Source organism: Enterobacter cloacae complex sp. SHL021 (assembly GCF_049237765.1).
GTDB classification, from domain to species: Bacteria; Pseudomonadota; Gammaproteobacteria; order Enterobacterales; family Enterobacteriaceae; genus Enterobacter; species Enterobacter cloacae.
This window is the reverse complement of sequence record NZ_JBMKJG010000026.1, coordinates 19,057-41,907: the sequence shown is the minus strand read 5'-3', so window position 1 is coordinate 41,907 and position 22,851 is coordinate 19,057. Positions and strand designations below refer to the sequence as shown.

The following is a 22,851-nucleotide window of genomic DNA, read 5'->3' as shown; positions in this document are numbered from 1 at the left end:
GAATGAGGAAATGAGTCAATGAGTATGGTTGATACTGCCCCGGGTAAGATTCAGGTTCGTGATTTGAACTTCTACTACGGCAAATTCCATGCCCTGAAGAATATCAACCTGGATATCGCGAAGAACCAGGTAACGGCATTCATCGGTCCGTCCGGCTGTGGTAAATCCACGCTGCTGCGCACCTTTAACAAAATGTACTCGCTCTATCCAGAGCAGCGTGCCGAAGGCGAAATCATCCTGGACGGTGAAAACATTCTGACCCAGGCTCAGGATATCGCCCTGCTGCGCGCCAAAGTGGGCATGGTTTTCCAGAAACCGACGCCGTTCCCGATGTCGATATACGACAACATCGCGTTTGGTGTACGCCTTTTTGAAAAGCTCTCCCGTGCCGATATGGACGAGCGCGTGCAGTGGGCCTTGACCAAGGCCGCATTATGGAACGAAACCAAAGATAAGTTGCACCAGAGCGGTTACTCTCTCTCCGGCGGGCAGCAGCAGCGTCTGTGCATTGCGCGTGGAATCGCGATCCGCCCGGAAGTGTTGCTGCTGGATGAGCCGTGTTCAGCGCTGGACCCGATCTCAACCGGTCGTATCGAAGAGCTGATCACCGAGCTGAAGCAGGATTACACCGTGGTTATCGTGACCCACAACATGCAGCAGGCTGCGCGTTGCTCCGACCACACGGCATTTATGTACCTGGGCGAGTTGATTGAGTTCAGTAACACGGACGATCTGTTCACCAAGCCCGCTAAAAAGCAAACAGAAGACTATATCACCGGTCGTTACGGTTGATTCAGGAGCGCGCTATGGACAATCTCAATCTTAATAAACACATTTCCGGCCAGTTCAACGCAGAGCTGGAAAGTATTCGCACTCAGGTCATGACCATGGGTGGCATGGTCGAGCAACAGCTTTCTGATGCGATCACGGCGATGCACAACCAGGACAGCGAACTGGCGAAGCGCGTTATCGAAGGCGATAAAAACGTCAACATGATGGAAGTGGCGATTGACGAAGCGTGTGTGCGCATCATCGCCAAGCGTCAGCCGACGGCGAGCGACCTGCGTCTGGTGATGGCCATCATCAAAACCATCGCCGAGCTGGAACGTATCGGTGACGTTGCGGATAAAATCTGCCGCACCGCGCTGGAGAAATTCTCTCAGCAGCATCAGCCGCTGCTGGTAAGCCTGGAGTCGCTGGGCCGCCACACGGTGCAGATGCTGCACGACGTGCTGGATGCCTTTGCGCGTATGGATCTGGATGAAGCGGTACGTATCTACCGTGAAGACAAGAAAGTCGACCAGGAGTATGAAGGCATTGTGCGCCAGCTGATGACCTACATGATGGAAGATTCACGTACGATCCCAAGCGTACTGACCGCCCTGTTCTGCGCGCGCTCTATCGAGCGTATCGGCGACCGCTGCCAGAACATTTGCGAATACATTTTCTACTTCGTGAAAGGTCAGGACTTCCGTCACGTGGGCGGCGACGAACTGGACAAACTGCTGGCGGGTAAAGATCCGAAAGAGTAATCAGTGGTTAAAATGCCCGGTGGCGCTGCGCTTACCGGGCCTACAAAAACCTATCGTGTAATATTCCACCCGCGCGCCTTCCACAATTCCGGCAACTGCGCCAGATCGGTAAAGGTCGTCACTTTTGGATGATCGATCGGCTTGTTGTGCGGGTCGGCACAGAAATAAAACACTTCCATTCCTGCATCAATGCCCGACTGCGCGCCCGCGGACGAGTCATCCACCAGAATACAGTTCTCTACGTTGACGTTCATTGCGTTTGCCGCATGGAACATCAGCGCAGGATCTGGCTTCCAGCGTTGAATATCGTAGCCGCTGAACAGTTTTTCCGGGAAGTGGTGCAGCATCTCAAGCTTACCCAGCGAGTGCTGCATTTTGCTGACCGGTCCGTTAGACACCACGCAGATCGGTACCGTCATGGCATCCAGCAGCGCGTTTGCGCCAGCAATGACCTCCAGCTCAGAATCGAACAGGCGTGCGACCTCGGCGCGGTACACCGGTTCCAGATCCGTTTTCGCCAGATCCACACCGTGTTCGGCGTTAATGATGTCGATGATCTCGTACAGCTTCACGCCCTTAAAGCGTTTGAACACCTCGTCGAGATTGAGCGTAATACCAAATTCCTGGAACATGGCGACATACGCGCGGGAACAAATGACCTCACTGTCGACCAGCGTACCGTCGCAGTCGAAAAATACCGCTTCAATTCCGGACATGCCTTTCCCTTTTTACAAGTTTAACGTTTACGTACTGCAGTTCAACGAGACGCAATCGTTGCCGTATAAGCAAAATCAATGAAAAAAGTATCTCGTAACCGCCACTATTGTCGCATTTTGGTATAGGATAGCGACGAATTTTCCCTCCTTGTTCGGAAATTGATGATGAGTCAACAACACACAACCCAGACATCGGGTCAGGGTCTGCTTGAGCGCGTGTTTAAACTGCGCGAGCACGGCACAACGGCACGTACCGAAGTGATCGCCGGTTTTACCACCTTCCTGACGATGGTCTATATCGTTTTTGTTAACCCACAAATTCTGGGCGTTGCTGGCATGGATACCAGCGCCGTCTTCGTGACCACCTGCCTGATCGCTGCACTTGGCAGCATTCTGATGGGCGTATTCGCTAACCTGCCGGTTGCGCTGGCTCCGGCGATGGGGCTTAACGCATTCTTTGCGTTCGTGGTAGTTCAGGCGATGGGGCTGCCGTGGCAAGTCGGCATGGGCGCTATCTTCTGGGGTGCGGTTGGTCTGCTGCTGCTGACTATTTTCCGCGTGCGTTACTGGATGATTGCTAACATTCCTGTCAGCCTGCGCGTGGGTATCACCAGCGGTATCGGTCTGTTCATCGGTATGATGGGGCTGAAAAATGCCGGTGTTATCGTCGCTAACCCGGAGACGCTGGTCAGCATCGGTCACCTGACCTCCCATAACGTGCTGCTGGGCGTGCTGGGCTTCTTTATCATCGCGATCCTCGCTTCCCGCAATATTCATGCGGCGGTGCTGGTGTCCATCGTAGTGACCACCCTACTGGGCTGGATGCTGGGTGACGTTCACTATAACGGCATTGTCTCCGCACCACCGAGCGTCTCTACCGTTATTGGTCATGTTGATCTGGCGGGTTCCCTGAATCTGGGCCTGGCGGGGGTGATTTTCTCCTTTATGCTGGTGAACCTGTTTGACTCCTCCGGCACGCTGATCGGCGTGACCGACAAAGCGGGCCTGGCGGATGAGAAAGGTAAATTCCCGCGCATGAAGCAGGCGCTGTTTGTGGACAGCATCTCCTCTGTCAGCGGTGCTTTTATCGGAACCTCTTCTGTTACCGCTTACATTGAGTCCTCTTCCGGTGTCTCCGTAGGGGGCCGTACCGGTCTGACCGCGGTTGTGGTGGGTATTCTGTTCCTGCTGGTGATCTTCCTTTCTCCACTGGCTGGCATGGTTCCACCGTATGCGGCTGCCGGTGCGCTGATTTACGTGGGGGTACTGATGACCTCCAGCCTGTCGCGCGTGAAGTGGGATGATTTAACCGAAGCGGTACCGGCGTTTATTACCGCGGTAATGATGCCGTTCAGTTTCTCTATTACTGAAGGTATCGCGCTGGGCTTTATCTCTTACTGCGTGATGAAGATTGGCACCGGTCGTTTCCGCGACCTCAGCCCGTGCGTCATCATTGTGGCGCTGCTGTTTGTGCTGAAGATTGTGTTTATCGACGCCAAATAAACATGTTTGCACCCTCTCCCGTGGGAGAGGGCTGAGGTGAGGGCATCAGCCCGCACCTCACTTAAGCCTTCACCCTCTTGATATAATCCCCAAACGCCGTCAACTGGCCAGAGAGATGGTCACGCGTGCTCTGATCCACCACTTCACCCGTCTGCGGGTCGACTTTATTCTGAATCACTCCACCCATAAATTCCGGCTTGTTCATGACCATTGCATCCAGGAATACCAGGATCTGACGCAGGTGATACTGGCAGCGCGCACCGCCAATGGCACCCATTGAACTGGTCTGAATCAGCACCGGCTTACCGGAAAGCGGCTGCTCCGGCAGGCGGGATAGCCAGTCAATTGCGTTTTTCAGACCACCCGGAACCGAGTAGTTATACTCTGGCGTCACAATCACCACCCCGTCAGCCTGGCGAATCTGCTCGGCCAGCGCTTCGACGCTCTGCGGAAAGCCTTCTTCCTGCTGCACGTCCGCATCGTAAAGGGGAATGTCACCAATGGACGGCAGGGCGCTAATCTCCATACCCGCCGGAGCCAACTGTGGCAACGTACGGGCAACCATCCCGTTAAATGAACCTTTGCGCAGGCTTCCCAGTAATGTAACGACTTTCAACGTTTCAGACATGATTACTCCTGTTTCATCATGATGACCCTGAACGGATCAGCTAAGGGTATATGCTTTTTCTGCCGGTAAACTGGTTAATCTCATCAGGCGCGCGGCGGGCTCGTTGGCACGTTCGGGCACATCCGGAAGGCTACTCCATCCCTGTTTACTGTCAAATTCCCAGATTTTCAGCCGTTCAATGGCAGGTGTCACTGCTACAGACCAGATCAGTACATCCTCAACATCGCTGAGCGCTTCTACCAGCGCGGCTTGCGTGGAGCGCAGGCGTCCGGAGCCCGGCAGGAGTTGCAGCTGACTGGCATCGTCTGACGCGCAGCCACAGAGCTTACGAATGCTCTGACGCAAGGTGATAAGCTGAGCCCGGGCTTCAGTGGGATCGTTCTGGTTGCGCACCCACAGCTGTTCATTGCTGGAGAGCGGGTAATCATCATGCGGGCTGGCGCCGTGAAAACCGCGTGTCGCGCGCTGAAGCTCCATATCCAGCCCGCAATCGCCTTCAGTGGTGAGTGCTACGCCAATAATATTGCCCGTATAGGCAATGGAGAAACGCGGCAGCTCCGGGTCGGCAAAGACCGGACGACCTTCAGGTTGGATGATGATGTCCGGCAGCTCACTGGTGCCGTACAGCATAAACAGCAGTTCAGCAAGAAGCGCCCGGGACGCCAAAAAACGCGACCGACGGTGCTCAGGAAGTTTGAGCGCTTCACTGTGACACGCTGAAGAAATTCTGGCCGATACGAGACGACCTTCTGTCAGTATCCCTCTTGCAAAGTGCGTAGCCATTTTTCGCTCCTTGATAATGGTCGTAGTCGGTTAAACGGTTACATCATTATCGCTTAACTCAACTCCTGTTTTAATCAGTAAATGATAGTAAGAAAAGGCTGAGGACCGAACTTTACATTTTCTTAGGTGAAAATTGGATCGCTGACACCCTATAACGCCTTGATGGTCTCGCGTAGCCAGAGGATTTTCGGATTATGGCTGTTCCGTTTATGCCAGATCTGCGTGAAGGGCTGGAGGACCATAAGTAAAAGGATGCAGAGCATGCTACAGCCAATCATAATCCCGATCAGCATATTGCGCGCAAACGGCGTCAAGAACGAGACCGCCATACTGACCATCGTGGAATACTGCTCGCGATTAAAACCCATGGTTTCCATCAGCAGCACCGGGGAAACGGTTACATAGGTGAGAATCGCCGCCACGCACAGGGTAGCGTTCAATAACCGGCTAATAAAAAACGGTTCAGTAGCTTTCGGCCGGATGGCTCTCTTTGAGTACGGCAATCGACTGGACAAGGGTGATTTCCTGGGGGAAATCACCCTTCAGTAACGAGGGTCACTTACCAATACAGAAGCTCGAGAAGATCCTCCCAAGCAGATCGTCCGACGTAAACTCCCCGGTGATCTCACTCAGATTCTGCTGCGCCAGGCGCAACTCTTCCGCCAGCAATTCCCCCGCCCATGCGCCAATCAGCTGCGCTTTGCCCTGCTCGAGGTGACGTGCCGCCTCTTCCAGCGCCTGCAGGTGGCGACGCCGCGCCAGGAAGCCGCCTTCCATGCTGGTGTCAAAGCCCATGCTCTGCTTGAGATGGTTACGCAGGTCGTCAACGCCCTCGCCAGTGCGGGCAGACAGACGGATAAGTGAGTGATCATTCACATCGCTGATGCCCAGCGTTTCGCCGGTGACGTCTGCTTTGTTACGCACCACGGTGATCGGCAGTTTAGCCGGCAGACGGGCGATAAAGTCCGGCCAGATCTCCGCCGGGTCAACGGCGTCGGTCGTGGTGCCATCTACCATAAACAGCACACGGTCGGCCTGCTCAATCTCCTGCCAGGCGCGCTCGATACCAATACGCTCCACTTCGTCGCTGGCATCACGCAGACCCGCAGTGTCGATGATATGCAACGGCATGCCATCGATGTGAATATGCTCACGCAGCACGTCGCGGGTGGTCCCGGCGATGTCGGTCACGATCGCCGCCTCACGGCCCGCGAGGGCGTTCAGCAGGCTCGATTTACCGGCGTTTGGACGACCCGCGATGACCACCTTCATCCCTTCACGCAGCAGGCTCCCCTGGCGCGCTTCGGCGCGAACGGCATCGAGATCGGCCATCACATCATTGAGCTGGGCTTCAATTTTACCGTCAGAGAGAAAGTCAATTTCTTCATCCGGGAAGTCAATCGCTGCTTCGACGTAGATCCTGAGGTGAGTAAGTGCTTCCACAAGGTGATTTACACGTGCGGAAAACGCGCCCTGCAACGAGTTCAGGGCGGAGCGGGCCGCCTGTTCAGAGCTGGCGTCGATCAGGTCTGCAATCGCCTCGGCTTGCGCCAGGTCGAGCTTGTCGTTGAGGAAAGCACGCTCGGAGAACTCGCCAGGCTTCGCAATACGCAGGCCCGGCAGAGTCAGAATACGTTTTAACAGCAGGTCGAGGATAACCGGGCCGCCGTGACCCTGCAGCTCCAGCACGTCTTCACCAGTAAAGGAGTTCGGGCCGGGGAACCACAGCGCAATGCCCTGGTCCAGTGGGGTACCGTCGCTGTCTTTAAACGGCAGATAATCAGCGTAGCGCGGCTTTGGCAGTTTACCCAGCACCGCTTCAGCGACCTCGCGCGCCTTCAGGCCGGAGATACGCAAAATGCCTACACCACCGCGTCCCGGTGGGGTTGCCTGGGCGACGATAGTGTCGTTATGGCTCATGGTTGCTCTCGTTCAATACAAATAAAAAAGGCGGTCAATCGACCGCCCTTATTTTAGCGTTAACTTACCGAATCAGGACTTTTTCTTTTCGCGGCTATGCAGGCCACGTTTTTCCAGACCACGGTAAATCAACTGCTGCTGGATGATGGTCACCAGGTTGCTGACGATATAGTACAGCACCAGACCTGACGGGAACCACAGGAAGAACACGGTGAAGATGACCGGCATAAAGGTCATGATCTTCTGCTGCATCGGGTCGGTCACGGTGGTCGGAGACATCTTCTGGATGAAGAACATCGTCACGCCCATCAGGATCGGCAGGATGTAGTACGGGTCCTGTGCGGACAGGTCATGGATCCACAGCGCGAACGGCGCATGGCGCAGCTCAACGGAACCCATCAGCATGTAGTACAGCGCAAGGAAGATTGGCATCTGAATCAGCAGCGGGAAACAGCCACCCAGCGGGTTCACTTTCTCTGCTTTATACAGGGCCATCATCTCCTGGCTCTGACGCTGTTTGTCATCGCCCAGACGCTCGCGCATTGCCTGAATCTTCGGCTGCAGCATACGCATCTTCGCCATGGAGGTGTACTGCGCTTTGGTCAGCGGGTACATGATGCCACGTACGATGAAGGTGATAACGATGATGGAGAAGCCCCAGTTACCCAGGAAGCTGTGGATGAACTTCAGCAGCTTGAACAGCGGCTGAGAGATGAACCACAACCAGCCGTAGTCAACGGTCAGATCCAGGTGCGGTGCAACAGCAGCCATTTTGTCCTGGATTTCCGGGCCGACCCACAGGGTGCTTGCCAGCTTACCGGTTTGACCCGGCTGAACCAGAACCGGCTGAGATTTGTAGCCGATAGCCGCAATACCGTTGCCCAGATTCGCGGTGTAGAAGTTATTGGTACCGTCGTTATTTGGGATCCATGCCGTTGCGAAATACTGCTGCAACATTGCCACCCAACCGCCTTTGGAGCTGACGTTCAGGTTTTCGTTATCGGCAATGGTGTCGAATTTGTATTTCTCATACTTCGCGTCAGGCGTGGAGTATGCCGCGCCACGGAAGGTATGCAGCGCAAAGTTGCTGCTTCCGGTGTCACGGTGAGACGGCAGATTGATGGACTGCTTCAGCTGACCAAAGGTCGATACTTCAAGCGGTTTCGCACCGGCGTTCTGTACGCTGTAGCCCACGTTCACTGCATATTCACCGCGTTTCAGGGTGAAGGTTTTAGTGAAGGTGTTGCCTGCCGCGTCGGTGTAGGTCATCGGAATAACGAGTTCGTTCTGGCCATCAGCCAGTACAAAGGTGTCGTTTTCGACGTTGTACAGTGGACGCGCACCGTTAGCCGGGTTATCCGGGCCATCACGACCGGTCAGGCCGCTCTGCGCCTGGTAGATAAACTCAGGCGTGGTTTCCAGTAACTGGAACGGCTCGGTAGACTTCAGCTCTTTCGGGTAGGTCAACAGCAGCGCCTGCTCAACATCACCACCACGGGTGTTGATAGTCAGCTCAAGCACATCGGTCTTAACCGTAATCTGTTTCCCCTGGCCACTGGCCGGTACGCCCTGGTCGGCGGCACTCCCCTGGCTGCTCGTTGTCTGCGTGGTCTGCTGCTGGGGTTGAGGATTTTTATCCTGCTCCCATGCCTGCCAGATCATGAAAGACACGAACAACAAAGCGATGATAAGAAGATTGCGTTGCGAATCCATCGTTAGTGTTCTCTGGTATCAAAGGGTCCTGGGGGGACGGGGTCGTCTCCACCTGGGTGTAAAGGGTGGCATTTTAATACGCGTTTCACCGTCAACCAACTGCCTTTTATCACTCCAAACCTGCGCAATGCCTCAATTCCGTAGCTTGAGCATGTTGGCGTGAAACGGCAGTGTGGCCCGAGTAGCGGACTAATCAGGCGTTGATAGACCCGAATGAGGGCTATCAGGACCCGCGAGCCAGGCGACAGTGGCGGCGCCATAATTTTTCCAACGCTTCCGAGAGAGCACGGTTATCGAGGTCGGCAACCCCTTTTTTCGCCACCACCACGAAATCCATAGAAGGCAGTTCGTGCTGACGTAAACGGAAGCTTTCACGCGTCAGACGTTTAATCCGGTTGCGTTCATGCGCACGCTTAACGTTTTTCTTGGCGACAGTAAGACCGATGCGGGGATGCCCCAGCGAATTTTGGCGGCCGAGGATGGTGATTTGCGGCGTGCCAGCCCGTAGTGGCTGCTGGAAGACGAAAGTGAAATGAGCGGGAGTTAACAAACGTAACTCCCTGGGAAATGCTAGCTTAACCACTCAGGGGTTAGCTTTATTACTTGGAAACGGTCAGACGAGCGCGGCCTTTAGCACGACGACGTGCCAGAACCTGACGACCATTTTTAGTAGCCATACGAGCACGGAAGCCGTGAGAACGGTTGCGCTTCAGTACAGACGGTTGAAAAGTGCGTTTCATGGCGATTTCTACCTAAACTTGAATAAATTCACTGACTTTTGCGTATACCCGAACGAGATTCGAACGACTAACGCCTCAGCGTGGGTGATTAAAGAGGCCGGATTGTAATAATTGTACACTCCGGAGTCAATTCTCTTTCCTTATTTCCCGCGTATTTCCGCACGATTTCGCGTGGAAAATGAGCAACGGACGACGCAGGAAGAAGAGCATCACGCGCCGGGTCGAGGATTATACGGTCTCATCAACAAAGCGCAAGGATCGTCCTGGATCTTCGTTAGATCATTTAAGCAAAAAATTGTCTGTTCTCATTAAATTTTCCAATATGCGGGCTAAATCGTGGGGCACTCCCGCCAGGATCGTTTACACTTACCCGGTTTCGGATCTTCCTGTGGATAAATCGGGAAGAATCTGTGAGAAACAGAAGATCTCTGGCTCAGTTTAGGCTATGATCCGCGGTCCCGATCGGGATCCAGCGATCCTGGCCGGGCTTAAACACAATATCGTTCAGGTTGTTTCAACGATGGCGTGTATAACCGCAGATAGCGGTTCGCACATCCCCCTCATTGGGTCATGTCGATGTGCGCCAACAATCATGAATATTCAATAGTTTTCTTTATATTGTTCGAGTGGAGTCCGCCGTGTCACTTTCGCTTTGGCAGCAGTGTCTTGCCCGATTGCAGGATGAGTTACCAGCCACAGAATTCAGTATGTGGATCCGCCCGTTGCAGGCGGAACTGAGCGATAACACGCTGGCTTTGTATGCGCCAAACCGTTTTGTGCTCGATTGGGTAAGGGACAAGTACCTTAATAACATCAACGGACTGCTGAATGATTTCTGCGGGTCAGATGCCCCGCAGCTGCGCTTTGAAGTGGGCACAAAGCCGGTCACCCAGACGGTGCGCGAAACCGTAAACGTGGCAGCGCCTGCTCAGGCGGCACCCGCTCCGGCTCCTCGCGTTGCTCCTGCTGCACGTCCGGGTTGGGATAATGTGCCTGCCCCGGCAGAACCGACCTACCGCTCTAACGTTAACGTCAAACACACCTTCGATAACTTCGTGGAAGGTAAATCGAACCAGCTGGCACGCGCGGCGGCTCGCCAGGTGGCAGACAACCCCGGTGGAGCCTATAACCCGCTGTTCCTCTATGGCGGCACGGGTCTGGGTAAAACGCACCTTCTGCACGCGGTGGGTAACGGCATTATGGCGCGCAAGCCAAATGCGAAAGTAGTGTATATGCACTCCGAGCGCTTCGTTCAGGACATGGTAAAGGCCCTGCAAAACAATGCGATCGAAGAGTTTAAACGCTATTATCGTTCTGTTGATGCGCTGCTGATCGATGACATTCAGTTCTTTGCGAATAAAGAACGATCGCAGGAGGAGTTTTTCCACACCTTCAATGCGCTGCTGGAAGGTAACCAGCAGATCATTTTGACCTCGGATCGTTATCCAAAAGAGATCAACGGTGTGGAAGATCGTCTGAAATCCCGCTTCGGCTGGGGCCTGACCGTGGCGATCGAGCCGCCGGAACTGGAAACCCGCGTCGCGATCCTGATGAAAAAAGCCGATGAGAACGACATTCGCCTGCCGGGTGAAGTGGCGTTCTTTATTGCCAAGCGTCTGCGTTCCAACGTTCGTGAGCTGGAAGGGGCGCTGAACCGCGTCATCGCCAATGCCAACTTTACCGGCCGCGCGATCACCATCGATTTTGTGCGTGAAGCGCTGCGCGATCTGCTGGCACTGCAGGAAAAACTGGTCACTATCGACAACATTCAGAAGACGGTGGCCGAGTACTACAAAATCAAAGTGGCAGATTTACTGTCTAAACGTCGTTCCCGCTCGGTGGCGCGCCCGCGTCAGATGGCGATGGCGCTGGCAAAGGAGTTAACCAACCACAGTCTGCCGGAGATCGGCGATGCGTTTGGTGGCCGTGACCATACGACCGTGCTGCACGCTTGTCGCAAGATTGAGCAGTTACGCGAAGAAAGCCACGACATAAAAGAAGATTTTTCCAATTTAATCAGAACATTATCATCGTGACGCTATGAAATTTACCGTTGAACGTGAACATTTATTAAAACCGCTGCAACAGGTGAGTGGCCCATTAGGTGGCCGCCCAACGCTGCCTATTCTCGGAAACCTGCTGCTTCAGGTCGCGGACGGTACGCTGTCGCTGACCGGCACAGACCTGGAAATGGAAATGATCGCGCGCGTTACGCTGACTCAGCCGCATGACGCAGGCGCGACCACGGTTCCGGCACGTAAATTCTTTGATATCTGCCGCGGGCTGCCGGAAGGCGCAGAGATCGCGGTGCAGCTGGAAGGCGACCGCATGCTGGTGCGTTCTGGCCGCAGCCGTTTCTCCCTCTCCACGCTGCCTGCTGCGGACTTCCCGAACCTGGACGACTGGCAAAGTGAAGTCGAATTCACCCTGCCGCAGGCGACGATGAAGCGTCTGATTGAAGCCACGCAGTTCTCTATGGCGCACCAGGACGTTCGCTACTATTTAAACGGCATGCTGTTCGAAACCGAAGGGGAAGAGCTGCGTACCGTGGCCACCGACGGCCACCGTCTGGCGGTCTGTTCCATGCCAATTGGCGACTCACTACCTAACCATTCGGTGATCGTGCCGCGTAAAGGCGTAATTGAGCTGATGCGTATGCTCGACGGTGGCGACACGCCGCTGCGCGTGCAGATCGGCAGCAACAACATCCGCGCTCACGTGGGTGATTTCGTCTTCACATCCAAGCTGGTTGACGGTCGTTTCCCGGATTATCGCCGCGTATTGCCGAAGAACCCGGACAAAACGCTGGAAGCGGGTTGCGATAGCCTCAAGCAGGCGTTTGCCCGCGCGGCCATTCTCTCGAACGAGAAATTCCGCGGTGTACGCCTGTACGTAAGTGAAAACCAGATCAAAATCACCGCCAACAACCCGGAGCAGGAAGAGGCAGAAGAGATTCTGGACGTCACCTACGCCGGGGCTGAGATGGAAATCGGGTTTAACGTCAGCTACGTGCTGGACGTGCTGAATGCACTGAAATGCGAGAACGTTCGCATTCTGCTGACTGACTCCGTTTCGAGCGTACAGATTGAAGATGCCGCATCACAGTCGGCTGCGTATGTTGTTATGCCAATGAGACTGTAATGTCGCTCACCCGTCTGTTGATCCGCGACTTTCGCAATATCGAAAGCGCGGATCTCGCTTTATCCCCTGGCTTTAACTTCCTGGTTGGCGCAAACGGCAGCGGCAAAACCAGCGTGCTTGAAGCCATCTATACGCTCGGCCATGGCCGGGCGTTTCGCAGTTTGCAGATTGGTCGCGTGATTCGCCACGAACAGGAATCCTTTGTCCTGCACGGGCGTTTGCAGGGTGAGGAGCGGGAAACCGCCATTGGCCTGACCAAAGACAAGCAGGGCGACAGCAAGGTGCGCATCGACGGTACCGACGGCCACAAAGTGGCGGAGCTGGCGCTGCTGATGCCGATGCAGCTGATCACGCCGGAGGGGTTTACTTTACTCAACGGCGGCCCCAAATACAGAAGAGCGTTCCTCGACTGGGGATGCTTTCACAACGAAGCCGGTTTCTTTAACGCCTGGAGCAACCTGAAGCGTCTGCTTAAGCAGCGTAACGCCGCATTGCGCCAGGTCACGCGCTACGCCCAGCTGCGCCCGTGGGACATGGAATTAATTCCTCTTGCGGAACAAATCAGCCGCTGGCGTGCCGAATACAGCGCAGGCATCGCCGAAGATATGGCCGACACCTGCAAACAGTTTTTACCTGAATTTTCTCTCACCTTCTCCTTCCAGCGCGGCTGGGAAAAAGAGACGGATTATGCCGAGGTGCTGGAGAGAAACTTCGAGCGCGACCGTATGTTGACCTACACCGCGCACGGCCCGCACAAGGCGGATTTCCGCATTCGTGCTGACGGTGCGCCGGTAGAAGACACCCTGTCGCGCGGGCAGCTCAAGCTCCTGATGTGCGCGCTGCGCCTGGCGCAGGGGGAGTTCCTCACCCGCGAAAGCGGGCGACGCTGCCTGTACCTGATAGATGATTTTGCCTCGGAACTTGACGACGCGCGGCGCGGGCTGCTTGCCAGCCGCCTGAAAGCCACGCAGTCGCAGGTTTTCGTCAGCGCCATTAGCGCTGAACACGTTATGGACATGTCGGACGAAAATTCGAAGATGTTTACCGTGGAAAAGGGTAAAATAACGGATTAACCCAAGTTGAAATGAGCGAGAAACGTTGATGTCGAATTCTTATGACTCCTCCAGTATCAAAGTCCTGAAAGGGCTGGATGCGGTGCGTAAGCGCCCGGGTATGTATATCGGCGATACGGATGACGGCACCGGTCTGCACCACATGGTATTCGAGGTGGTAGATAACGCTATCGACGAAGCGCTCGCGGGTCACTGTAAAGACATTATCGTCACCATCCACGCCGATAACTCTGTTTCCGTACAGGATGACGGCCGTGGTATCCCGACCGGTATCCATCCGGAAGAGGGCGTGTCTGCTGCAGAAGTGATCATGACCGTTCTGCACGCAGGCGGTAAATTTGACGATAACTCCTATAAAGTCTCCGGCGGCCTGCACGGCGTAGGTGTTTCCGTGGTAAACGCCCTGTCGCAGAAACTGGAACTGGTTATCCAGCGCGAAGGCAAAATTCACCGCCAGATCTATCAGCACGGTGTGCCTGAAGCGCCGCTGGCCGTGACCGGCGATACCGAAAAAACCGGTACCATGGTGCGTTTCTGGCCGAGCCTCGAAACCTTCACCAACGTCACCGAGTTCGAGTACGACATCCTGGCAAAACGCCTGCGTGAACTGTCGTTCCTGAACTCCGGCGTCTCAATTCGTCTGCGTGACAAACGCGACAACAAAGAAGACCACTTCCACTATGAAGGTGGTATCAAAGCGTTCGTTGAATACCTGAACAAGAACAAAACGCCAATTCACCCAAATATCTTCTATTTCTCTACGGAAAAAGACGGTATCGGCGTGGAAGTGGCTCTGCAGTGGAACGACGGTTTCCAGGAAAACATCTACTGCTTCACCAACAACATTCCACAGCGTGACGGTGGTACGCACCTTGCGGGCTTCCGTGCGGCGATGACCCGTACCCTGAACGCCTACATGGACAAAGAAGGCTACAGCAAAAAAGCGAAAGTCAGCGCCACCGGTGATGACGCCCGTGAAGGCCTGATTGCTGTTGTCTCCGTGAAAGTGCCGGATCCGAAGTTCTCCTCACAGACCAAAGACAAGCTGGTCTCCTCTGAGGTGAAATCGGCGGTTGAACAGCAGATGAACGAACTGCTGAGCGACTACCTGCAGGAAAACCCGAACGACGCGAAAATTGTTGTCGGTAAAATTATCGATGCGGCGCGTGCCCGTGAAGCGGCGCGTAAAGCCCGTGAAATGACCCGCCGTAAAGGCGCGCTGGACTTAGCGGGTCTGCCGGGCAAACTGGCTGACTGCCAGGAACGCGACCCGGCGCTGTCCGAACTGTACCTTGTGGAAGGGGACTCCGCGGGCGGTTCTGCGAAGCAGGGCCGTAACCGTAAGAACCAGGCCATCCTGCCGTTGAAAGGTAAAATCCTCAACGTTGAGAAAGCGCGTTTCGACAAAATGCTCTCTTCTCAGGAAGTGGCGACGCTGATCACCGCGCTGGGCTGCGGCATTGGTCGTGACGAATACAACCCGGACAAGCTGCGCTATCACAGCATCATCATCATGACCGATGCGGACGTCGACGGCTCGCACATCCGTACGCTGCTGTTGACCTTCTTCTACCGTCAGATGCCGGAAATCGTTGAACGCGGCCACGTCTACATTGCACAGCCGCCGCTGTACAAAGTGAAGAAAGGCAAACAGGAACAGTACATCAAAGATGACGACGCGATGGATCAGTACCAAATCGCGATCGCACTTGATGGTGCGACCCTGCATGCGAACTCCAGCGCTCCGGCACTGGCAGGTGAGCCGCTGGAGCGTCTGGTGTCTGAGTTCAACGCCACGCAGAAAATGATTGGTCGTATGGAGCGTCGCTATCCAAAAGCGCTGCTGAAGGAGCTGATCTATCAGCCAACCCTGACTGAAGCCGATCTGAGCAACGAGCAGGCGGTGACCCGCTGGGTGAACGCGCTGGTGAGCGAGCTGAACGAGAAAGAGCAGCACGGTAGCCAGTGGAAGTTCGACGTTCAGCAGAACGCGGCGCAGCAGTTTGAGCCGATTATTCGCGTGCGTACCCACGGCGTCGATACCGATTACCCGCTAGAGCACGAGTTTGTGACCGGCCCGGAATACCGTCGTATCTGCACTCTCGGCGAGAAGCTGCGTGGTCTGATTGAAGACGATGCGTTCATCGAACGTGGCGAACGTCGTCAGCCGGTGGCCAGCTTCGAACAGGCGCTGGAATGGCTGGTGAAAGAGTCCCGTCGCGGCCTCTCTATCCAGCGTTATAAAGGTCTGGGCGAAATGAACCCGGATCAGCTGTGGGAAACCACCATGGATCCGGAAAGCCGTCGCATGCTGCGCGTTACCGTTAAAGACGCGATTGCTGCCGACCAGCTGTTCACGATCCTGATGGGCGATGCGGTTGAACCTCGTCGTGCCTTCATAGAAGAGAATGCGCTGAAAGCGGCGAATATCGATATTTAATCGTTGTTATACAGCACGACTCAGGCCGCGCATTTAGCGCGGCTTTTTTTTGGCTCAGGCATATCCAGCGACAGCACTGACGGTAAACGGCTGGCAAGCGTATCGATGGCAATTCTGACTCTGAGTGGCAGATGCGGCGTATGTTGCCAGACTGCATGAACGTCGAAGCGTACGTCCGGCGCCTGCTTTAAAAGCGGGATGAGTTTCCCCTGCTGTATTTCTCTGCGGGCCATCCAGCAGGGCAACCATGCAATGCCGTATCCTGCCAGCGCTGCGTCGCAAATCGCCTGTAAATCATCCATATTGAGGGATGAGCGGGGAGTAAAGGTGTGCGATCTCCCTTCGTTATCCATCAGCTGCCAGGGTAACACTCTGCCTGCTCGCAGATAGTTAATGGCAGTATGGTGGGGTAAATCAGCAACGGTGTCTGGCTGACCGCTTTTTTGCAGATATTCTGGCGCAGCACAGAGCACCATGAGGTGTTCTCCCAGCCTTCTGGCGACCAGAACGCTACTGTCCTGCAGCGTGCCGTTGCGCACCGCCATATCAAACCCTTCCTCTACGAGATCCACCACGCGGTCGCTGAATGACATTTCCAGTTCAAGACCGGGATGTTCCTGCGCCAGTTCTATCAGCAGTGGCGCGACGCACTGGCGACCAAACAGCACCGGCATGGCCACACGCAGGCGGCCGCTGATCTGCTGCTTCCCCGTTTCCAGCAGCGATTCCGCGCCCCTAATCTCCTCCAGCGCGCGCAGGCAGCGCTCGTAAAAAAGCGCCCCGTTATCGGTCAGGCTTTGGCTGCGGGTGGTGCGGTGAAACAGACGGACTCCCAGCCGCTCTTCCAGGCGAGCGATGCTTTTTCCCACCGCGGAGCGCGACAAATGCAGGCGGATCGCGGCCTGCGCAAAACTGCCCGCCTCCACGGCGGCCACGAAAACGGGAATATCCTTCAGCGTACTGGTCATGGATTGTTTCCATTATGGCGTCAATAGTGGGAAAAGTTATCGCCACTGGCAACAAGGAGTCAACGGTAGACTGTCGATACTGAAGCTTATTTAACGGCAGGAGAAAAACGATGGCAGAGACAATGCAACGCTGGTCAATGAACGCTCTCGGACGGGAGAATCTTAAACTCACCCAGGAACCTGTTCCGAAGCCAGGTCCAGGCGAAGTGCGCGTGCGGGTGAATGCCGTTGCGCTCAACTATCGCGATAAAATGGTGATTGAAGGCATGATGCCGATCCCGCTTTCCTTCCCGTTCACACCGGCGTCTGACATGGCCGGCGTGGTGGACAGCATTGGTGAAGGCGTGACGCGTTTTCAACCCGGCGCTCGCGTCATCTCGACGTTCTTCCCGGAGTGGATCGACGGCAGGCCGCAGGCGGATGCCCGTCATTTGCCCTATAAAACGAGCGGAGGGTACTTCCCGGGGATGCTGGCTGAGTACGTGATCGTGAATGAAAACGGGCTGGTGGCCGCTCCGGAAACCCTGGATGACGTTGAGGCCAGCACATTACCTTGTGCAGGGCTAACCGCCTGGTTTGCACTGGTGGAGCGCGGGAACTTGCGAGCCGGACAATCGGTGCTGGTACAAGGCACCGGCGGCGTGGCGATTTTCGCACTGCAAATTGCAAAAGCACTCGGTGCAGAGGTTTACGTGACCTCGGGGAGTGATGAAAAGCTGGCGCGGGCCAAAAAACTGGGAGCCGATCGGGGTATCAACCGGCTGAAAGGCGACTGGGCTGAAGCGCTTTTAACGCTGACTCAGGATCGCGGCATTGACCACATAATTGAAACCGTGGGGGGAGAAAACCTGCAGCACTCCCTGCGTGCCGTCGCCGTTCATGGACGCATCTCGGTGATTGGCGTGCTGGCCGGGAGCGAGATTACGCTATCAGCGGGTGAGTTGTTGCTGAAATCCCCGGTTATTCAGGGGATTGGTGTCGGGCATCGCCGTGCGCTGGAAGAGTTTGTCCGCGCCGTGGAGGTGACAGGGCTGAAACCGGTCATTGAGCAGCGCTACCGTTTTGACCAGCTGGAGCAGGCGCTGGAACACCTCGATCGCGGCGCGTTTGGTAAAATCGTCCTCACCCGCGAGTGAGTCAACGTTCCCCGGGAGTGCGGAAAAGGGGTTTTCTGTTGCGCAATGTAGCTCTATTTTTGTGTGCTTAATCGCGTTAGCATGAGGTAGCACTCATTTATCCCGGGGACCTCATGGCTATCAAACTCATTGCAATCGATATGGACGGCACGCTGCTGCTGCCAGACCACACGATCTCTCCAGCCGTTAAAAACGCAATCGCCGCGGCGCGCGCAAAGGGCGTGAATGTGGTACTGACCACCGGGCGTCCGTATGCGGGCGTGCACAGCTACCTCAAAGAGCTACACATGAATCAGCCGGGTGATTACTGCATCACCTATAACGGCGCGCTGGTGCAGAAAGCGGCGGACGGCAGCACGGTTGCGCAAACCGCGCTGAATTATGATGACTATCTGTTCCTGGAAAAACTGTCCCGTGAAGTCGGGTCTCACTTCCACGCGCTCGATCGTACAACGCTCTACACCGCTAACCGCGACATCAGCTATTACACCGTGCACGAATCGTATGTCGCCACCATTCCGCTGGTGTTCTGTGAAGCAGAAAAAATGGATCCGAACACTCAGTTCCTGAAAGTAATGATGATCGATGAGCCTGAGATCCTCGATAAAGCCATTGCGCGTATCCCGGCGGAGGTCAAAGAGAAATACACCGTGCTGAAAAGCGCACCGTACTTCCTCGAAATCCTCGATAAACGCGTCAATAAGGGCACCGGCGTGAAGTCGCTTGCCGACGCGCTGGGCATTAAGCCTGAAGAGATCATGGCCCTGGGCGATCAGGAAAACGACATCGCAATGATTGAATACGCGGGTATGGGCGTGGCGATGGAAAACGCCATCCCGTCAGTGAAAGAAGTGGCGAACTTCGTCACCAAATCTAACCTGGAAGACGGCGTGGCTTACGCGATTGAGAAATTTGTCCTGTCTTAGCAGTCGCCCTTAATCATCAGCCTCGGTTATCAACCGGGGCTTTTTTTGGCCCTGAGTTTATTGAATTGTTCTTTTTGTGATCTGGATTGTAGTACAACATTAACTGATTGTACTACATTTTTACCACAGCAAAGGCGAAAGGCCTCACGTTTGTACTGCAAAAGTGAGGCGAAATTCAGCGGTCGCGGTAAAGTAGTGATGGACTTACAGAGCACAAGGACTCTCCATGACTCTCAATAAAACCGATCGCATTGTCATCACGCTGGGTACACAGATTGTGGGTGGCAAATATGTTCCCGGCTCGCCGCTGCCGGCAGAGGCAGAACTGTGTGAGGAGTTTGAAACCTCCCGCAACATCATCCGGGAAGTGTTCCGCTCGTTGATGGCGAAGCGGCTGATTGAAATGAAACGCTATCGCGGCGCGTTTGTTGCCCCGCGTAACCAGTGGAACTACCTTGATACCGATGTTCTGCAGTGGGTACTGGAAAACGATTACGACCCGCGGCTGATTGGCGCCATGAGCGAGGTACGAAACCTGGTAGAACCGGCTATCGCCCGCTGGGCGGCAGAGCGCGCCACCTCAGGTGACCTGGCGCAGATTGAGTCGGCGCTGAACGACATGATCGCCAATAACCAGAATCGTGAGGCATTTAACGAGGCGGATATTCGCTACCACGAGGCGGTACTGCAGTCGGTGCATAACCCGGTGTTACAGCAGCTTAGCGTGGCGATCAGCTCGCTACAGCGAGCAGTATTTGAACGTACCTGGATGGGTGATGAGGCCAATATGCCAAAAACGCTCCAGGAACATAAAGCGCTGTTCGATGCGATACGGCATCAGGACGGCGATGCGGCAGAGCAGGCGGCGCTCACCATGATTGCCAGCTCAACACGAAGGCTGAAGGAAATCACATGACATCACGCTACATCGCAATTGACTGGGGATCGACCAATCTGCGCGCCTGGCTGTACCAGGGCGAGCAGTGCCTGGAGAGCAGGCAATCAGAAGCAGGCGTGACGCGTCTGAACGGAAAATCCCCCGGGGCGGTGTTAGCAGAGGTCACACAAAACTGGCGCGACAGCGCCACGCCCGTGGTGATGGCGGGGATGGTGGGCAGCAACGTGGGCTGGAAAATCGCGCCTTATCTGCCTGTTCCTGCCCCTTTCTCCGCCATTGGCGAGCAGTTAACGTCCGTTGGCGACAATATCTGGATTGTTCCCGGTTTGTGCGTCTCGCGCGACGATAACCATAACGTGATGCGCGGTGAAGAGACACAGCTGCTCGGTGCGCGCACGCTTTCTCCTTCTTCTGTCTACGTCATGCCCGGCACGCACTGCAAGTGGGTCCAGGCAGATGCAGAGCATATCCACGATTTTCGCACCGTGTTGACCGGCGAATTGCACCATTTGCTGCTTAATCATTCGCTGTTGGGGGCCGGTTTACCGGAGCAGGTTCCGTCGCCGGAAGCGTTTGCTGCTGGCCTTGATCGTGGGATCGCTTTTCCTGATGTTTTGCCGCAACTTTTTGAGGTTCGCGCCTCGCACGTGCTGGGAAATCTCCCGCGCGAGCAGGTCAGCGAGTTTCTTTCTGGCCTGCTGATTGGCGCAGAAGTCGCCAGCATGCGTGAGTTCGTCGGGCGCGAGCAGGCTGTCACGATTGTCGCTGGTGCAGCGCTGACGTCGCGCTACGAGCAGGCGTTTCGCGCGATTGGCCGTGAAGTATCAACGGTACCCGGCGACACGGCATTTCAGGCAGGAATAAGGAGCATCGCTCATGCAGTGGCAAACTAGTCTTCCCCTTATCGCAATCTTGCGCGGCATTACCCCCGACGAGGCGCTGGCGCACGTCGGTGCCGTGATCGACGCCGGATTCGACGCGGTGGAAATCCCGCTCAACTCCCCCGAATGGGAAAAAAGTATTCCGACAGTGGTAGAGGCCTTTGGTGATAAAGCGCTGATTGGCGCAGGAACCGTCTTGCAGCCGGAGCAGGTGGAGAGGCTGGCAAAGATGGGCTGCAAGCTCATCGTCACCCCCAACATCAACCCCGAGGTGATCCGCCGCGCGGTGAGCTATGGAATGACCGTGTGTCCAGGATGCGCGACGGCAACCGAAGCCTTTACCGCCCTCGATGCGGGTGCGCAGTCGCTCAAAATTTTCCCCTCTTCAGCCTTTGGTCCTGACTATATCAAAGCACTGAAAGCGGTCTTGCCCGCCAGCGTGCCGGTCTTTGCCGTGGGCGGCGTGACGCCAGAAAACCTGGCGCAGTGGATTAACGCCGGTTGTGTGGGCGCGGGGCTGGGCAGCGATCTCTATCGCGCCGGACAGTCCGTTGAGCGTACCGCGCAGCAGGCGGCAGCATTTGTGAAAGCGTATCGAGAGGCAGTGCAATGAAAATAACCAAACTCACCACGTACCGTTTACCCCCGCGCTGGATGTTCCTGAAAATCGAAACCGATGAAGGCGTGGTTGGCTGGGGTGAACCGGTGATAGAAGGGCGCGCACGCACCGTGGAGGCCGCGGTGCATGAGCTGGGGGAATACCTGATTGGACAGGATCCGGCACGCATTAACGACCTGTGGCAGGTGATGTACCGGGCGGGCTTTTATCGCGGCGGTCCAATCCTGATGAGCGCCATCGCCGGTATTGACCAGGCGCTGTGGGATATCAAAGGCAAAGTGCTGAATGCCCCGGTCTGGCAGCTGATGGGCGGCCTGGTACGCGACAAAATCAAAGCCTACAGCTGGGTGGGTGGCGACCGCCCTGCGGAAGTGATCGACGGCATTACGCAGCTGCGCAATATCGGCTTCGATACTTTTAAGCTTAACGGCTGTGAAGAGATGGGCGTGATTGACAACTCGCGCGCGGTGGACCGGGCGGTGAATACCGTGGCGCAAATCCGTGAAGCTTTCGGTAACGAGATTGAGTTTGGTCTGGACTTCCACGGACGCGTCAGTGCGCCAATGGCCAAAGTGCTGATTAAAGAGCTGGAGCCCTATCGTCCGCTGTTTATTGAAGAGCCCGTCCTGGCCGAGCAGGCGGAGTACTATCCGAAACTGGCTGAACAGACCCATATTCCTATCGCCGCAGGTGAGCGTATGTTCTCGCGCTTCGAGTTCAAACGCGTGCTGGAAGCAGGCGGTATTGCGATCCTGCAACCGGATCTCTCCCATGCGGGCGGTATCACCGAATGCTACAAAATTGCCGGGATGGCAGAAGCCTACGATGTGGCGCTGGCACCGCACTGTCCGCTGGGGCCCGTTGCGCTGGCGGCCTGCCTGCACGTGGATTTTGTCTCCCGCAATGCCGTGTTCCAGGAACAGAGCATGGGTATTCACTATAACAAGGGCGCGGAATTGCTCGACTTTGTGAAAAACAAAGAAGACTTCAGCATGGAAGGCGGTTTCTTCAAACCATTAATGAAGCCGGGCCTTGGCGTGGACATTGACGAAGCCAAAGTCATTGAGCTCAGTAAAAATGCGCCGGACTGGCGTAACCCGCTGTGGCGTCATGAAGATGGCTCCGTAGCCGAGTGGTAAATCGCCGGATGGCGCTACGCTTATCCGGCCTACTCTCTCGTAGGCCCGGTAAGCGAAGCGCCACCGGGCAATAAAAACGTACATACAAAAATATA

22 protein-coding genes and 1 pseudogene are annotated in these 22,851 nt (G+C 55.5%); 13 read left to right on the top strand and 10 right to left on the bottom strand.

Translation table 11 applies throughout. From position 1 onward, the window contains the following. Positions 1 to 18 precede the first annotated feature (18 nt). Positions 19 to 792, top strand: coding sequence for a phosphate ABC transporter ATP-binding protein PstB (gene pstB, locus ACOTZF_RS21450; protein WP_008500183.1), 774 nt, complete (start codon positions 19 to 21; stop codon positions 790 to 792). A gap of 14 nt (positions 793 to 806) precedes the next feature. After that, complete coding sequence (gene phoU, locus ACOTZF_RS21445) at positions 807 to 1,532, top strand: phosphate signaling complex protein PhoU (protein ID WP_008500182.1); 726 nt, start codon at positions 807 to 809, stop codon at positions 1,530 to 1,532. A gap of 50 nt (positions 1,533 to 1,582) precedes the next feature. Here the strand turns inward: phoU and yieH are convergent, their stop codons facing one another. Continuing rightward, the gene (gene yieH / locus ACOTZF_RS21440; protein ID WP_038982282.1) at positions 1,583 to 2,248 is read right to left on the bottom strand and encodes a 6-phosphogluconate phosphatase; all 666 of its coding nucleotides are present in this window, start codon (positions 2,246 to 2,248) and stop codon (positions 1,583 to 1,585) included. Between the two features lie 165 nt (positions 2,249 to 2,413). Between yieH and adeP the strand changes: the two genes are divergently transcribed. Beyond that, a complete protein-coding gene (adeP, locus tag ACOTZF_RS21435) occupies positions 2,414 to 3,751 on the top strand; it encodes an adenine permease AdeP (RefSeq protein WP_023621401.1) in 1,338 nt (445 codons plus the stop codon). 61 nt (positions 3,752 to 3,812) lie between these two features. Here the strand turns inward: adeP and ACOTZF_RS21430 are convergent, their stop codons facing one another. The 8 genes and pseudogenes from ACOTZF_RS21430 to rpmH form a co-directional block, all read right to left on the bottom strand. Further along, on the bottom strand, positions 3,813 to 4,379 hold the full coding sequence (locus ACOTZF_RS21430; protein WP_013099415.1) for an NADPH-dependent FMN reductase: 567 nt from the start codon (positions 4,377 to 4,379) through the stop codon (positions 3,813 to 3,815). A 36-nt stretch (positions 4,380 to 4,415) separates the two neighbouring features. Next, a complete protein-coding gene (locus ACOTZF_RS21425) occupies positions 4,416 to 5,162 on the bottom strand; it encodes a 4'-phosphopantetheinyl transferase family protein (protein ID WP_013099416.1) in 747 nt (248 codons plus the stop codon). 149 nt (positions 5,163 to 5,311) lie between these two features. Beyond that, positions 5,312 to 5,620: pseudogene (locus tag ACOTZF_RS21420) on the bottom strand (hypothetical protein); the annotation flags it as partial. A 97-nt stretch (positions 5,621 to 5,717) separates the two neighbouring features. After that, on the bottom strand, positions 5,718 to 7,082 hold the full coding sequence (gene mnmE, locus ACOTZF_RS21415; protein WP_129253031.1) for a tRNA uridine-5-carboxymethylaminomethyl(34) synthesis GTPase MnmE: 1,365 nt from the start codon (positions 7,080 to 7,082) through the stop codon (positions 5,718 to 5,720). Positions 7,083 to 7,154: 72 nt separating this feature from the next. After that, complete coding sequence (gene yidC, locus ACOTZF_RS21410; protein ID WP_020685445.1) at positions 7,155 to 8,795, bottom strand: membrane protein insertase YidC; 1,641 nt, start codon at positions 8,793 to 8,795, stop codon at positions 7,155 to 7,157. A gap of 2 nt (positions 8,796 to 8,797) precedes the next feature. Then, positions 8,798 to 9,055, bottom strand: coding sequence for a membrane protein insertion efficiency factor YidD (yidD, locus tag ACOTZF_RS21405; protein WP_001307474.1), 258 nt, complete (start codon positions 9,053 to 9,055; stop codon positions 8,798 to 8,800). Further along, positions 9,019 to 9,378, bottom strand: a complete 360-nt coding sequence (rnpA, locus tag ACOTZF_RS21400) for a ribonuclease P protein component (protein WP_028028049.1) — start codon at positions 9,376 to 9,378, stop codon at positions 9,019 to 9,021. Before rnpA ends, yidD begins: the two co-directional genes overlap by 37 nt. 16 nt (positions 9,379 to 9,394) lie before the next feature. Further along, on the bottom strand, positions 9,395 to 9,535 hold the full coding sequence (gene rpmH / locus ACOTZF_RS21395) for a 50S ribosomal protein L34 (protein WP_000831330.1): 141 nt from the start codon (positions 9,533 to 9,535) through the stop codon (positions 9,395 to 9,397). A gap of 638 nt (positions 9,536 to 10,173) precedes the next feature. On the opposite strand from rpmH, the gene dnaA reads away from it, so the two are divergent. From dnaA to gyrB, 4 genes are read left to right on the top strand one after another with little or no spacing between them, the layout of a single operon-like run. Beyond that, the gene (dnaA, locus tag ACOTZF_RS21390) at positions 10,174 to 11,571 is read left to right on the top strand and encodes a chromosomal replication initiator protein DnaA (protein WP_014830027.1); all 1,398 of its coding nucleotides are present in this window, start codon (positions 10,174 to 10,176) and stop codon (positions 11,569 to 11,571) included. Positions 11,572 to 11,575: 4 nt separating this feature from the next. Next, complete coding sequence (gene dnaN / locus ACOTZF_RS21385) at positions 11,576 to 12,676, top strand: DNA polymerase III subunit beta (RefSeq protein WP_008500170.1); 1,101 nt, start codon at positions 11,576 to 11,578, stop codon at positions 12,674 to 12,676. Next, positions 12,676 to 13,749 (top strand): DNA replication/repair protein RecF, encoded by a 1,074-nt coding sequence (gene recF / locus ACOTZF_RS21380; protein ID WP_013094779.1) that lies wholly within the window; start codon positions 12,676 to 12,678, stop codon positions 13,747 to 13,749. Before dnaN ends, recF begins: the two co-directional genes overlap by 1 nt. A 28-nt stretch (positions 13,750 to 13,777) precedes the next feature. After that, complete coding sequence (gyrB, locus tag ACOTZF_RS21375) at positions 13,778 to 16,189, top strand: DNA topoisomerase (ATP-hydrolyzing) subunit B (RefSeq protein ID WP_129253033.1); 2,412 nt, start codon at positions 13,778 to 13,780, stop codon at positions 16,187 to 16,189. 20 nt (positions 16,190 to 16,209) lie between these two features. Here gyrB and ACOTZF_RS21370 read toward each other — a convergent pair whose 3' ends face one another. Next, a complete protein-coding gene (locus ACOTZF_RS21370; protein ID WP_129253035.1) occupies positions 16,210 to 17,157 on the bottom strand; it encodes a LysR family transcriptional regulator in 948 nt (315 codons plus the stop codon). Between the two features lie 110 nt (positions 17,158 to 17,267). Between ACOTZF_RS21370 and ACOTZF_RS21365 the strand changes: the two genes are divergently transcribed. The 6 genes from ACOTZF_RS21365 to dgoD all read left to right on the top strand — a co-directional run bounded on the left by ACOTZF_RS21365 (position 17,268) and on the right by dgoD (position 22,756). After that, complete coding sequence (locus ACOTZF_RS21365; RefSeq protein WP_013094782.1) at positions 17,268 to 18,293, top strand: zinc-dependent alcohol dehydrogenase family protein; 1,026 nt, start codon at positions 17,268 to 17,270, stop codon at positions 18,291 to 18,293. Between the two features lie 113 nt (positions 18,294 to 18,406). Next, complete coding sequence (yidA, locus tag ACOTZF_RS21360) at positions 18,407 to 19,219, top strand: sugar-phosphatase (protein WP_020685441.1); 813 nt, start codon at positions 18,407 to 18,409, stop codon at positions 19,217 to 19,219. Positions 19,220 to 19,445: 226 nt separating this feature from the next. Continuing rightward, a complete protein-coding gene (gene dgoR / locus ACOTZF_RS21355; protein ID WP_003861109.1) occupies positions 19,446 to 20,135 on the top strand; it encodes a D-galactonate utilization transcriptional regulator DgoR in 690 nt (229 codons plus the stop codon). Further along, positions 20,132 to 21,010: a 2-dehydro-3-deoxygalactonokinase gene (locus ACOTZF_RS21350; protein ID WP_129253039.1), complete on the top strand. Its 879-nt coding sequence runs from the start codon at positions 20,132 to 20,134 to the stop codon at positions 21,008 to 21,010. Before dgoR ends, ACOTZF_RS21350 begins: the two co-directional genes overlap by 4 nt. Next, positions 20,994 to 21,611, top strand: coding sequence for a 2-dehydro-3-deoxy-6-phosphogalactonate aldolase (locus tag ACOTZF_RS21345; RefSeq protein ID WP_020685439.1), 618 nt, complete (start codon positions 20,994 to 20,996; stop codon positions 21,609 to 21,611). The genes ACOTZF_RS21350 and ACOTZF_RS21345 overlap by 17 nt, the downstream gene beginning before the upstream one ends. Continuing rightward, positions 21,608 to 22,756, top strand: coding sequence for a galactonate dehydratase (gene dgoD / locus ACOTZF_RS21340; protein ID WP_013094786.1), 1,149 nt, complete (start codon positions 21,608 to 21,610; stop codon positions 22,754 to 22,756). The genes ACOTZF_RS21345 and dgoD overlap by 4 nt, the downstream gene beginning before the upstream one ends. The last annotated feature ends 95 nt before the right edge of the window (positions 22,757 to 22,851 follow it).